12 protein-coding genes are annotated in these 12890 nt (G+C 43.7%); 9 read left to right on the top strand and 3 right to left on the bottom strand.

What is annotated here, in order from left to right; translation table 11 throughout:
* Positions 1–320: 320 nt before the first annotated feature.
* Both RMY27_RS18010 and RMY27_RS18005 read right to left on the bottom strand, forming a co-directional pair.
* Positions 321–551: a DUF6737 family protein gene (locus RMY27_RS18010; protein ID WP_322665473.1), complete on the bottom strand. Its 231-nt coding sequence runs from the start codon at positions 549–551 to the stop codon at positions 321–323.
* A 59-nt stretch (positions 552–610) separates the two neighbouring features.
* A complete protein-coding gene (locus RMY27_RS18005; protein WP_322665471.1) occupies positions 611–2230 on the bottom strand; it encodes a cyclic peptide export ABC transporter in 1620 nt (539 codons plus the stop codon).
* 405 nt (positions 2231–2635) lie between these two features.
* On the opposite strand from RMY27_RS18005, the gene RMY27_RS18000 reads away from it, so the two are divergent.
* The 6 genes from RMY27_RS18000 (at position 2636) to RMY27_RS17975 (ending at position 9313) form a co-directional block, all read left to right on the top strand.
* On the top strand, positions 2636–3514 hold the full coding sequence (locus RMY27_RS18000; RefSeq protein WP_322665469.1) for an NAD(P)H-binding protein: 879 nt from the start codon (positions 2636–2638) through the stop codon (positions 3512–3514).
* Between the two features lie 396 nt (positions 3515–3910).
* Positions 3911–5566 (top strand): B12-binding domain-containing radical SAM protein, encoded by a 1656-nt coding sequence (locus RMY27_RS17995; protein ID WP_322665467.1) that lies wholly within the window; start codon positions 3911–3913, stop codon positions 5564–5566.
* 226 nt (positions 5567–5792) lie between these two features.
* A complete protein-coding gene (locus RMY27_RS17990) occupies positions 5793–6602 on the top strand; it encodes an SDR family NAD(P)-dependent oxidoreductase (protein ID WP_322665465.1) in 810 nt (269 codons plus the stop codon).
* 253 nt (positions 6603–6855) lie between these two features.
* Complete coding sequence (locus RMY27_RS17985) at positions 6856–7710, top strand: MBL fold metallo-hydrolase (protein WP_322665463.1); 855 nt, start codon at positions 6856–6858, stop codon at positions 7708–7710.
* A 78-nt stretch (positions 7711–7788) separates the two neighbouring features.
* The gene (locus tag RMY27_RS17980) at positions 7789–8394 is read left to right on the top strand and encodes a CDP-alcohol phosphatidyltransferase family protein (protein ID WP_322665461.1); all 606 of its coding nucleotides are present in this window, start codon (positions 7789–7791) and stop codon (positions 8392–8394) included.
* Between the two features lie 205 nt (positions 8395–8599).
* Complete coding sequence (locus tag RMY27_RS17975) at positions 8600–9313, top strand: 2OG-Fe(II) oxygenase (RefSeq protein WP_322665459.1); 714 nt, start codon at positions 8600–8602, stop codon at positions 9311–9313.
* Between the two features lie 26 nt (positions 9314–9339).
* On the opposite strand, the gene RMY27_RS17970 is transcribed toward RMY27_RS17975, so the two are convergent.
* Entirely contained in the window at positions 9340–9684 is a 345-nt protein-coding gene (locus RMY27_RS17970; RefSeq protein WP_322665457.1) for a hypothetical protein, read from the bottom strand.
* A 108-nt stretch (positions 9685–9792) separates the two neighbouring features.
* Between RMY27_RS17970 and RMY27_RS17965 the strand changes: the two genes are divergently transcribed.
* The 3 genes from RMY27_RS17965 to RMY27_RS17955 form a co-directional block, all read left to right on the top strand.
* Positions 9793–10548, top strand: a complete 756-nt coding sequence (locus RMY27_RS17965; protein ID WP_322665455.1) for a phosphocholine cytidylyltransferase family protein — start codon at positions 9793–9795, stop codon at positions 10546–10548.
* Positions 10549–10738: 190 nt separating this feature from the next.
* On the top strand, positions 10739–12394 hold the full coding sequence (gene aepX / locus RMY27_RS17960) for a phosphoenolpyruvate mutase (protein WP_322665453.1): 1656 nt from the start codon (positions 10739–10741) through the stop codon (positions 12392–12394).
* Between the two features lie 312 nt (positions 12395–12706).
* On the top strand, positions 12707–12890 hold a 184-nt coding region (locus RMY27_RS17955; protein ID WP_322665451.1), incomplete at its 3' end, for a hypothetical protein.

Below are 12890 nucleotides of genomic sequence, written 5' to 3'. Positions count from 1 at the left end.
GATAACTTGTGTGTACACCGTAGCTGCGGGGAGGGGAGACAAAGCACAGCTTTGGCGGGGTGGGGTTCTTCGGGTTTAATAAGCAATCAAGCGGACATGATATAAGTCTTGATTTCTCGTTTTGTGGCATAGCTTTTTCCCTCACTTCCATTCCTCTCCCCCACGGGGGGAGAGGCTTTGAAACCCAGTTTGAGTTTTTCTCTGCTTGTATGAAACCACCCTGCTGCTTTATAAGGGGGGGTAATAAGATGCTAAATTCTGAACGCGGTGGAATAATTTTCTCTACCTGAAATAATTTCCAGCATTACATTAAGCTCAAACTACTCTTTATACGACTCTAAAATTCCACTGCGAATCATTAGTTGTGGCCACAAAAACACAAAAAATACCATCCATGTTCCTATGGGGATGGAAACGAGAACTGTCAGCCAGATAGTTTTAAATAGTAACCAGCTACTACTAATCAGTGTTACAGTTGTGAGAACTATAGACCAGGGTTGACACCACCAAGGTTTATAGTTCCAAGGATTTATGGGCTTTTGTTCAGACATTAGTTTTATTTAGGCAAACTCCAAATATTCTTTTAACAATTATGAATTGTTTTAACAGATTAAGTTTTATCGTACTCTATTTTTCCATAGTCAAGTTTGATAATTCGGTCTGCTAAATGAAAATAGCGATCGTCATGGCTAATCACCAGAACTGTTTTACCCCGCGATCGCAGTTCTGGGAGAAGTTGAGTGTAGAATATTTCTTTGAATACTGGATCTTGATCGGCTGCCCACTCATCAAATAGATAAATTGGTCGATCTTCCAAGTATGCTGTGAGTAAAGCTAGCCGTTTTCGTTGTCCTTGAGAAAGAGCAGTGGTAGAAATTTGTCCATTTTCAACTTTCACTTTATGGTCTAGTTGCAGTTTTTGTAAATATTTTCTGGCTTGAGCATCCAAGTGATAATTTTTTAATCCTAAAAGTTCTTCAAATAAATAAAAGTCGGAAAATACCACGGAAAAATGCTGGCGATACCATTCTCGATTCTCTTCGCTAATTAACTCTTCATCAAACCAGATTTCGCCGTTTTCTGGGAAATAAAGGCCAGTAATTAGTTTGGCTAATGTAGATTTACCGCTACCATTACCGCCAACAATAAAGACTAATTCTTGAGGATAAAGTGTTAAATCGACGGGGCCAAAAATAAAGCTATTGTCTTCTTGCTCTGTGTAGTAAGTGTGGGTGACACTTTTAAATTTTAACCTGTGCCAGTCAGATTTCAGAGCAGGTGGAACAGTGGATATTTCAGTTCGACTAGCTAAAGATAAACCTAGTGATTCGATTTTTTGTAAGGCAATGCTAGCTTTGCTTAATAGAGGAAGTTTACTGATGATGTTATCCATTGGTAACACCAAGTAAGTAAAGGTCAAAATGTAGCCAGAGAGAGTTTCTGGATTGATAGTAAGCAGATTAGGCAGGACAAATAGTACAAAACCGAGAGCAAAAAAGAATATCAGTTGACCCCAACTTGAAGTTATAGCAAAAAGGCTTAGACCGTTAACGTTGTGATCGCGAAACTCGTTAGCAGTTGATTGTAGTTTCTCTTCTAAAAAGTCTTCACGCCGCTTGTAGTTTAGTTTGAGTTCCTTGACTCCTTCGGTAATGGTGCGAAAATGTTTAAACAGATGATCTTCATCTTCACGAGCTAAAGTAAGTAATTGCCCGCCTCTGTTGAGTAGCCACTGACAACTAGCGATCGCAACTACTGAAATCCCACAAACCATCAGCAGTACTAACCAAGAAAGCCAGGTTATATACGTTATACAACCCAGGACAATCGCTAAATTAATAAAGATGAAAGGCATTTGATAAACAGCATTAGCAACCGCCTGAATATCTTCTGTTAAAGTTGCCAATAATCGAGGATTCCCTAAGCGTTCTATATGACTCAACTCGGAAGCGAGAATCTGGCGACTCAAACGCATCCGTAATTGCAAAACTGCATTTTGAGAAAGACGAATCAGCATCACTTGAGAAACGATACTGGTAATTAGTGCAACTATAGCCAGCCCTGCAAAACCCCAAATTATCGATGTGAGCCGGGAAGCACTACCACTACTTGCAGCATGGCTAATTAAGGCAATCAAGCCAGCACTACTACCGCCACTCAAAAATCCGGTAGCGATCGCGATCGCCACCATCCCCCACGAAGAACGCAAAAGAAAGTAAATCAAATTCATGACAAATGCCTATACCCAGTTGGATACAACAAAAAATGAAAATCTCTCTTTTTATGTCCCATGCGCGATTTCCATAATAGTTGTTTGCCAACCAATTAAATTTGCATTGCTAGGGTAGATTTTATATTTTACCAGTTAAACACCCCTTCAAATATCACCATGAATCAGGCACAAGGTTAGTAAATCGCAAAGTTTTTCTCAAGGGCTACGCCTGTGCCAATTCAATTCCCCATACACTTGGTTATAAATAATACCTAAGTTTTAAGAAAACTTATATTATTGAAAAGAGTTTCAAAAAATGAAATTATAAGGAATCTAAGCCCATCCTAATAATTACCATTAACTTCGCCAAAACAAATAGCACTAACCAATTCAGGAATCCTCGCAAACAAAAACGAAATATTTATGAAAGTTATAGTAACAGGTTCATTAGGAAACATCAGCAAGCCACTGGCAAAGGAGTTAGTGCAAAAAGGTCATACGGTTACGGTTATCAGCAGCAAGCCGGAAAAGCAAAAAGACATTGAAGCTTTAGGCGCCACCGCTGCCATCGGCTCACTGGAAGACGTTGATTTCCTGGTGTCCACCTTTACTGGTGCCGATGCCGTGTATGCTATGGTGCCGCCAAACTACACAGTGCCCGATCCAAGAGAGTATTACCAAAGAACTGGCAGCAACTATGCACAAGCCATTCAACGGTCGAGCGTAAAGTGTGTGGTTCATCTTAGCAGTATGGGCGCGAATTTAGATCAGGGTACCGGATTCATCCTCGGTTCTCACGATGTAGAAGGCATTTTGAATGAGCTGTCAGACGTAGCCATTACGCATCTGCGCCCTGGTTACTTCTACTACAATCTCTACAACTTTGTAGATATGATAAAAGGGCTGGGCTTTATTGGCGCAAACTATGGTGGCGACGACAAGCTTGTAATGGTTGCCCCAAGAGATATTGCCGCAGCTGCGGCGGAAGAGATAGAAACAGTTTCTACTGGCAAGCAAGTGCGGTATGTGGCAAGTGACGAGCATACGGCCAACGAAACCGCTCACATCTTAGGCGCCGCCATTGGCAAGCCGGATTTAAAATGGGTAATCTTGACCGATGAGCAAACACAAAGCGGTTTGGAAGAGAGTGGAATGTCGGCACATATTGCGGCCAACTTTGTTGAAATGGGCAGCAGCATTCACAGCGGCGCATCACGGCAGGATTATGAACTGCATAAGCCAATTGCTATGGGCAAAGTAAAATTGGAAGATTTTGCAAAGGAATTTGCTGCTGCTTTTTAACAAGGAATTTACGCCCATCCTAATAATTACTCTTGACTTCACCAAAATAACTAGCCCTAACCGATTCAGAAACCCTTGAGGAAGTTATTAATTGTTTAGTTTTAAAAACAATTTGCGATTTACTGAAGGTAAGATTGGGCGATTTACAGCGGTTCTCAGTTGAGTGAGGTACAAGAACCCCACCCCCAACCCCCTCCCCGCAAGCGAGGAGGGGAATATGATCTACCTCATGTGATTAGTAAACGCCATATAATCTTTAAGACTTTGTTTTGAGCAAAAATACATTTCTAATTCGTTCTGCCTCCTACCTTTCTTTGGTAAGCTAGTTGGAATTACAGCGAATTATGTCAATAAACTGTCAAATTACCTGCTCAGTTTTCCAGGGTGAAATTTGCGATGACTGTGAATTTAAAGTCTTTAGAGAACCAAATTAATGTAGCGGGCAATTCTAAAACCGCTTCTGTTACTCAAGGAACCCGCTACGTTCCTTTGCACCATCGACGCATTCTGTGTATTTTTCCCAAGTACAGCCGCTCCTTTGGTACTTTTCATCACGCTTACCCACTCATGGGTAGTGTCCGGGCTTTTATGCCACCCCAAGGTATTTTAATTGTGGCTGCCTACTTACCTAAAGAATGGGAAGTGCGGTTTATTGATGAGAATGTCAAATCAGCAACGCGGGCTGATTATCAATGGGCTGATGTGGTGATTGTGAGTGGAATGCATATCCAAAAACCACAGATTAATCAAATTAACGAACTTGCCCACCGAGCCGGCAAAATCACCGTTGTGGGTGGCCCCTCGGTATCTGGGTGTCCAGAATATTATCCTGATTTTGACATTTTACACTTGGGCGAATTGGGAGATGCTAGCGATCGCATGATCGAATATCTAGACCAAAACTCTCAACGTCCCCAACAACAAATTCGCTTTGAAACCAAGGAACGTTTACCCTTAACAGAGTTTCCCACCCCAGCTTATCATTTGCTGAATATCAATGATTATTTCCTAGCAAATGTGCAGTTTTCTAGTGGTTGTCCTTATCACTGCGAGTTTTGTGATATTCCCGAACTCTATGGCAACAGTCCCCGGATGAAAACGCCAGAGCAAGTAGTCGCTGAGTTAGATGCAATGCGACAATCAGGCAATTTGGGGGCAGTATATTTTGTCGATGATAACTTTGTTGGCGATCGCCGCGCCGCCATGAAGTTACTTCCTCATCTAATTGACTGGCAAAAACGCAATGGCTATCCCATCCAGTTTGCCTGTGAAGCAACGCTCAACCTAGCTCAAAGTCCAAAGCTGCTGGAAATGATGCGCGAAGCTTATTTCTGCACAATCTTTTGCGGTATCGAAACACCGGAACCAAATGCGCTCCATGCGATTTCCAAAGACCAAAATCTGAGTATGCCAATCTTAAAAGCGATTCAGGTTTTAAATAGTTATGGTATGGAAGTAGTTTCAGGAATCATCATCGGGTTAGATACAGATACACCAGAAACAGCAGACCGAATTATCGAATTTATGCGGGCATCGCAAATTCCCATGTTGACAATTAATCTGCTTCACGCATTACCGAGAACTCCATTATGGCGGAGATTAGAAGCAGAAGGGCGACTTGTCTATGATGAAAGCCGGGAATCAAATGTTGAGTTTTTGATGCCCTACGAGCAAGTTGTTGAGATGTGGCGGCGCTGCATTACAACTGCTTATGAGCCGGAATTTTTATATCAGCGATTTGCCTACAACATGGAACACACCTATCCAAATCGCATCGAAGTACCTAACAGCCCATCTCGCACTTCTGGGGCTAATATTCGCAAAGGTTTAACTTATTTAGCTAATATTTTGCTGCGGATAGGCTTATTTAGTAACTATCGTCAGACTTTCTGGAAAATGGCCAAGCCAGCATTGAAAGCAGGTAATATTGAAAACTTGATTCACGTTGGACTTGTTGGACATCATTTAATTAAGTTTGCCCAAGATTGCGCCAAAAATGAAGAATCAGCTTCGTTTTATTCCCAGAAAATCGTTACTAAAGTTCGTAGCTAAGGTAACAATTAAAATAAGTCTTGAGAGGCTAAAAGTCTGTTAAAGGTATATACAGAACTGTAAAAAAGTAACCTTGAAGATACACTCGCGATACTTCCTTGGAAAGACGCAATCACACTGCTACCTATCTAAAATTGTAAGGGTTGAAAGCCCACAATCCATGCAATTATTTGTAGCGAGAAAACCATCGCCAGCGTGTGTGGAGCAGTTACATAGGAATTTTTAGATGGTTATGAACAGTTCATTGACCCGACCCTTGGCTGTCGTAACAGGTGCCTCCAATGGCATCGGTTACGAACTCGCAAAACAGTTTGCCCAAAACGGCTTTGATCTCTTAGTTACAGCCACCGGATCGAGCATTGACGAAGCAGCTATTGCCTTCGAGGGGCTGGGTGCTAAAGTTGAGACGGTGCAAGCCGATCTCGCTAGCTATGACGGTGTTGAGACACTCTACAATCAGATTAAGGCGACTGGGCGACCAGTAGATGCGATCGCGATCAACGCAGGTGTTGGAGTCGGTGGTGATTTCGCCCGTGAAACCGACCTAAAGGACGAACTCAATCTGATCAATCTAAATGTCGTATCCTCTGTACATCTTGCCAAACGGGTAGTGAAGGATATGGTTGAGCTTGGCAAGGGCCGAATACTTTTCACATCGTCGATTGCCGCCCTGATGCCCGGCCCGTTTGAGACAGTCTACGCGGCCTCCAAAGCCTTTGTGCATTCTTTTTCAGAAGGGTTACGCAACGAATTGAAGGATACAGGCGTTACCGTGACAGCCCTGATGCCGGGACCCACCGATACCAACTTCTTCCACCGCGCGGGTATGGACGACACAAAAGTGGGCACGGATCAAAAGGACGATCCGGCTGAGGTCGCCAAGCAGGGTTTTGAGGCTTTGATGGCAGGCAAGGATCACATCATCGCTGGTTCCCTCAAAACAAAGCTTCTGGCGAATGTCAGTAAGGTTTTACCTGATACAGTCAGTGCTGAACAGCACCGCAAGCTCAGTGAGCCGGGGTCAGGCAACAACTAATTTAGCACCTAGTAGTCTGCCAAGGAAACTTTGCATAGTGGTTAGCAGAGGGGCAGAGGCGCAGAGGCGCAGAGGGGCAGAGGGGAAATAACTTGTATAAGCCTCTCCCCTGCTCCCAGGCAATTTTGGGTTGGCGAACTACTAGTCAAGACTCATTTTAAGCGGGGTGCGATCGCTTGGGCTAACGGCATCAGCAAAAGTAATCGCGCAGTCGGCAATCTCACATATTTGTCAAAGTCCTAACGGAGGATTCATGCAAATTCATCATCTCAATTGCGGCTGTATGTGCCCGATTGGTGGGGCCCTCTTCGATGGCTTCAGTCGCGGCCCGAAGGCTCATTTAGTCTGCCACTGTCTCCTCATCGAGACAGAGCAGGGGCTTGTTCTCATTGATACGGGCTTCGGACTGCGCGATATCAAGTCGCCTTACTCCCGCCTCAGCCCGTTCTTCATTCATTTAAATGGCATCCAGTTTGATAAAAAATACACGGCACTCGATCAAATTGAGCGTCTGGGATTTTCCCCACGAGATGTGCGTCATATTGTGCTTACTCACCTTGATTTCGATCATGCCGGTGGTCTAGAGGATTTCCCAGAAGCAACCGTACACGTAATGCAGACCGAGATGGAAACCGCCCAGGATCGGCGCGGATTCATTGCCAAAAGGCGCTTTCGTCCACAACAGTGGGACGAGGTTAAGCACTGGAAGTATTATTCGGCGGGAGGCGAACCTTGGTTCGGTTTTGAAGCGGTACGTAACCTCGACGGACTACCGCCAGAGATTCTCCTCATCCCGCTTGCTGGTCACACGCGGGGTCATGCTGGTATCGCCATTGATACACCAGAGGGTTGGCTTCTACACGCAGGCGATGCCTACTTTTATCGGCACGAGATGGACCCATCTAACAGACGTTGCACGCCAGGTTTCCGTGCCTACCAATGGATGATGGAAGTGGATCGTCAGGCTCGATTGCTCAATCAAGATCGGCTACACACATTATCAAGCGATCGCAATAAGGACGTGCGCCTATTCTGTAGTCACGATGCTATCGAGTTCAAAGCGTTCGCTGACCAATCTAGCGTTCAAAACGAGAAAGTTCATCAATAAAAATCTATAACTTTAGATGGATGTGGTAATTTGCAGTATTAGAGATATACAAAGACCACATCAAATTCAAGTTCATCTATGACCACAAAGCCTTGGGATGCTCAACTTGCTTACTGGCTAGTTCGACCTCTAAAAGACAGTTGGGTAAACCCCAATCATCTCACCACAGTACGACTTGTAACTGGGTTGGTGGCTGCCCTCGCGCTTGCAGTTGGCGATGCCATTTGGGTTAACATTGGAGGATGGCTATTTGCTTTATCCAACTTTCTTGATCATACAGACGGTGAATTAGCTCGTTTGAGTGGGAAAACCAGCAAATGGGGACATCAGTATGACCTTGCTAGTGATGCCATCATCCACATTCTATTATTTGTGTGTATTGGATATGGTCTTAGGGAGGGAAAATTTGGTTGGTGGGCGTTGGTGATGGGGATAGTATCTGGCGTGTCTGTTGCTTGCATCTTTCATTTGCGAAACCAAATGGAACAGCGTTTAGGTAAACAAGCCAGTCGTCAACCAAATTTCGCCGGCTTTGACATTGAAGACGTGCTGTATTTGTTTCCCATAGTTCCCTTACTGAATGGACTAGAGCCGTTATTAATGGCAGCGACAATTGGTGCGCCAACCTTTGCACTATGGGTAATTTGGCAATTTTGGACACTCTCGCAATCTGAATCGGACTAATATAACGGTGCATTGGGTAGAAAGCTAATAAAACAGGCTTTTTAGCTTTATTGAATACATAATCAAATTTTGCGATCGCCTATGGCGGGCGAGTACGCCATAGCATTCAAGACTTTAAAAAGCAAAACATATTTTTCATAGTTCCACATTACTAGAGTGAATGGTATGTTTATTTTGGCAATCCTGTATTAGTATCAAATTATCAATGGAGCTTCAAACTGAAATTGATAAAGCTATAGCAGTTGTTAATTACCAGAAACTTCAAGCTGAGTTTCAAGCACAGAATGAATTGTTGGTGCTTGAGAACTTTTTCCCTAACTCTATCATTGAGCAGTTCTTGCAACTGTTGCCATCTTTGCAACCTGCTATTAACCGCAACTATATTCCCAATCATAAAAAGGGCGGTAGTATCAGCCGCTATAGCTTAGACAGTCTTGCTCCGATTTTTGGAGAGTTTTATCAACTCAGTACCTTTTTCGAGTTCCTCAACCAAATTACGGCAGAAAAACTCCTTCCCTGTCCTGATTCAGATCCCCATACTTACGCGCTGTACTATTACACTGAGCCTGGAGATCACATTCAGTATCATTACGATACTTCTTACTATCACGGTAAACGCTATACAGTGTTGCTTGGTTTGGTTGATAATTCATCCAGTAAGCTGGAATATCAACTCTACAAGGATATTCCCGAACGGGAGACGCAAACGCGATCGCTCTCCTTAACTCCTGGTACTTTCGTCTTATTCAATGGTGACAAACTTTACCACAGAGTTACTCCTTTGGGTGAAAATGAACAGCGCATTGTCTTGACTTTGGAGTATGTCACCGACACCCGCATGGGTATGCTAAAACGTTTTGTCTCGAATATGAAAGATGCGATCGCCTATTTTGGTTTTCGCCAGGTGTTTCGCAATTGAGATAACTAGTACCTGCCTTCAGCCTTCTACCTATATTCTCCAATCACCTCGATTTTTCCCACAATGTTGCTATTTAACTCTTCCAGTTCTTCGGCTGGAATCCACCATTCTGTATGATATGAAGCCCCAACTTGATGAATTTCATACTTATCCATGAAAACTTTCTTAACCTCAAACCGTGTAACATAACCTACGCCACTGTCCCTAATATTCCATTTAGTAGCAATTTCCTGGGCATACTGCTCGTTTGTAACCGGGTAAAAAATTGGCTGTTCAGGTAGTCTCGGCGGCCATTTGGTGTAGTCGCTTTGTTTAACCAGTTCTAGCTCTTTTGGCCCAGTGGGGCGGTACAGAGTTACTGTTTCTTCCATGTTAAGAATTAGTTAATAAACGTTGAATTGAGCAAAATACAGTCATTATAAAATACTGGGAAAACTTCCAGATTTACTGGTGTCTAAGCTACTGTTGGTGATTTGACGATGAAGGCAATTATCTTAGCTGCTGGCGTTGGACAACGCTTAGGTAAAGACGGGCAAATCCAACCCAAATGCTTACTGAAGTTTAACGGCAAATCTCTACTAGAGCGCCATTTTAACTATCTCCGTCATTACCAAATTGATGAAGTAGTGATTGCTGTGGGTTATCAAGCACAAAGAATTCAGGATGAAATCAAAGCATTAGGAGCCGAAAGTTGGGTCAGTACAATTTATAATCCTGACTACACCAAAGGCAGTACGATCAGCCTTTGGACTGTACGTCAGCATTTAGTTGCTGGCGATGACATATTATTAATGGATGCAGATGTATTGTGCGATCGCCGCATCATCGAACGATTGGTAAAGACAAATATCCCCAACAGCTTTTTATTAGATCGGGATTTTGAACCGGGAGATGAACCCGTGAAGCTTTGTGTTAGAGATAATTATCTAGTGGAGTTTCGTAAACAAGTAGCTCCTGGTTTAGCTTATGATTTTGCCGGTGAGTCTGTGGGATTCTTTCGTTTTGGAAGGGCTGTTGCTCACCGTCTTGCAATTCGCACAGAACAATATGTTGCAGACGGACGCGATAATGAACCTTATGAAGAAGTAATTCGGGATTTGCTCTTAGAAACTCCAGAAACATTTGGCTACGAAGACATCACTGGATTACCTTGGATCGAAATCGATTTTCCCCAGGATATTCAACGCGCCCAAAACGAGATTTTACCTCAAATAGAAGTCGTAGAAAATGTCTGAAAATATCTTTATTTATAGTGGTTTTGGTTTGGATACATTACAGTTTGACCTCTCTCCAAACCTCTCTCCTAAAAGGAGAGAGGCTTTGAATCTTACCCCCCTTCCCTTGTAGGGAAGGGGCTGGGGGTTAGGTCTGTATTCCATGTAATTGAGAACCGCAATATTATATAGGTTGAGAAAAGCAGAATAAATGCATCAAATATTTGCACCCATTGACACCGCTGCAAAATTAAATAAGTGCGCCCAATTGCGGCTATTACTAGAATCGCCTCAACTCGACTTCATCATGGAAGCTCACAATGGGATTAGCGCCCGGATTGTGGAAGAGGCGGGATTTAAAGGAATTTGGGCGAGTGGATTAGCTCTTTCTGCTCAATATGGCGTTCGAGATAATAATGAAGCCAGTTGGACTCAAGTTGTAGAAATGTTAGAGTTCATGTCTGATGTCACCAGCATCCCGATTTTATTAGACGGGGATACTGGTTATGGCAACTTTAATAATATGCGTCGCCTGGTTAAGAAGTTAGAACAGCGAGGTATTGCTGGAGTCTGTATTGAAGATAAGCTTTTTCCCAAAACCAACAGCTTTATCAACGGGAGTCGCCAAGCTTTAGCTGATATTGATGAATTCTGCGGCAAAATTAAGGCGGGTAAAGATAGTCAGACAGATGCAGATTTCTGCATCGTCGCCCGACTCGAAGCTTTGATCGCCGGCTGGGATCTTTCGGAGGCGCTGCGCCGAGCTGAAGCTTACCACGCCGCCGGAGCAACCGCGATCTTGATTCACAGTAAATCATCGCGCCCCGATCAAGTGCTAGCCTTTGCTAAAGAATGGGCGGGCCGTTCTCCGTTAGTGTTTATACCGACTAAATATTACAGCACACCTACCGATGTTTTTCGCAAAGCTGAAGTTAATTTGGTCATCTGGGCAAACCATCTGATTCGAGCTGCTGTTGCTAGTATGCAAGCGATCGCCCGCGAAGTAAAAGCCAGCGAAACTTTAATCAACATTGAAGATGATATTGCACCCGTAAAAGAAATTTTCCGGCTACAAGGAGCGGATGAACTCCAAGAAGCTGAAAAACGCTACTTTAACAACGGACGACAAAATACCCAAGCGATCGTTTTAGCTGCTAGCAGAGGCCAAGAATTAGCCGGATTGACGCAAGATAAGCCAAAAGTGATGTTACCCCTTGGAGGTAAACCTTTACTCAGGTTGTTGGTAGACAAATTCAAGAAACTTGCTATCAATGATATTACCGTTGTCGCCGGTTACAAAGCAGAAACCATCAATGTTCCGGGGACTAAAGTCATTTGTAATCCAGATTATGAAACAACGGGAGAATTAGCATCCTTAGCTTGCGCTCAAGCCAGCTTTGGCGAAGAAATGCTGGTGCTTTACGGCGATTTACTATTTAGAAGCTACATCTTGCGAGATTTATTAGAATGTCCCGGAGAAATTGTGGCTGTAGTTGATTCTGTAGCCAACAACAAGTCTGTTAGCGGTTCACCTGACTACGCCTATTGCTCAATTTCAGACGATCTTTCTCTGTTTGGACAGGATGTCAACCTGTTGAACATTTCTAAAACGACACAAACGCAATTAGGAAAGTCTAGCGGACGCTGGATTGGGATGTTGCGCTTGCGGAGTCAAGGTAGACAATGGGTTAGTGAAGCACTCAATGAATTGCAAAAACGACCGGAATTTAACAGTCTGGGTTTACCGGAATTATGCAATTATTTAATCGAGCAAGGCAAACCGATCAAGGTACTTTATATTCGTGGTAACTGGTTAGATGTTAATTCTTTAGATGATCTTGACCTTGCTTTTCAATTAAAACAATAGGAGTGGGGCATCGGGCATCCCTTCTCTGCGAGACGCTACACGAAGGCTCAGGGCAAGTGGGCATGGGGCATGGGGGAACGGCACTAAGTTAAGATGCAGCCCTTGCTTGCCCCAACTGGTTCCCAGCCTGGAGGCTGGGAAACCATTCTCGGAGGCTCCGCCTCCATAGCTTGACAAGAGGCAGAGCCTCTGGGAACTCGTTCCCAGCCTGGAGGCTGGGAACGAGGATACAATAAGTCTTGGGACTTTTCTTAGTGCTAGTCGGGTATGGGGAATTGTGAGGTTGAAGTTCCGAGTTCAGAGGTCGAAGTTTTGAGTTCTGAAGTTGAAGTTCCGAGTTCTGAAGTTGAAGTTCCGAGTTCTGAAGTTGAAGTTCCGAGTTCTGAAGCTGAAGTTCCGAGTTCTGAAGCTGAAGTTCCGAGTTCTGAAGTTGAAGTTCCGAGTTCTGAGGTCAAAGTTCCGAGTTCTGAGGCTGAAGTTCCGAGTTCTGAGGTCA

This window comes from Nostoc sp. DedQUE09 (genome assembly GCF_034530915.1).
Taxonomy (GTDB): Bacteria; Cyanobacteriota; Cyanobacteriia; order Cyanobacteriales; family Nostocaceae; genus Nostoc.
This window is presented reverse-complemented; position numbering and strand designations above follow the sequence as displayed.

What these genes read in the sequence shown, in the direction of transcription:
- RMY27_RS18010 (WP_322665473.1), bottom strand. Translation starts at nt 551, where the DNA reads ATGTCTGAACAAAAGCCCATAAATCCTTGGAACTATAAACCTTGGTGG.
- RMY27_RS18005 (WP_322665471.1), bottom strand. Translation starts at nt 2,230, where the DNA reads ATGAATTTGATTTACTTTCTTTTGCGTTCTTCGTGGGGGATGGTGGCG.
- RMY27_RS18000 (WP_322665469.1), top strand. Translation starts at nt 2,636, where the DNA reads ATGAAAGTTATAGTAACAGGTTCATTAGGAAACATCAGCAAGCCACTG.
- RMY27_RS17995 (WP_322665467.1), top strand. Translation starts at nt 3,911, where the DNA reads ATGACTGTGAATTTAAAGTCTTTAGAGAACCAAATTAATGTAGCGGGC.
- RMY27_RS17990 (WP_322665465.1), top strand. Translation starts at nt 5,793, where the DNA reads ATGGTTATGAACAGTTCATTGACCCGACCCTTGGCTGTCGTAACAGGT.
- RMY27_RS17985 (WP_322665463.1), top strand. Translation starts at nt 6,856, where the DNA reads ATGCAAATTCATCATCTCAATTGCGGCTGTATGTGCCCGATTGGTGGG.
- RMY27_RS17980 (WP_322665461.1), top strand. Translation starts at nt 7,789, where the DNA reads ATGACCACAAAGCCTTGGGATGCTCAACTTGCTTACTGGCTAGTTCGA.
- RMY27_RS17975 (WP_322665459.1), top strand. Translation starts at nt 8,600, where the DNA reads ATGGAGCTTCAAACTGAAATTGATAAAGCTATAGCAGTTGTTAATTAC.
- RMY27_RS17970 (WP_322665457.1), bottom strand. Translation starts at nt 9,684, where the DNA reads ATGGAAGAAACAGTAACTCTGTACCGCCCCACTGGGCCAAAAGAGCTA.
- RMY27_RS17965 (WP_322665455.1), top strand. Translation starts at nt 9,793, where the DNA reads ATGAAGGCAATTATCTTAGCTGCTGGCGTTGGACAACGCTTAGGTAAA.
- aepX (WP_322665453.1), top strand. Translation starts at nt 10,739, where the DNA reads ATGCATCAAATATTTGCACCCATTGACACCGCTGCAAAATTAAATAAG.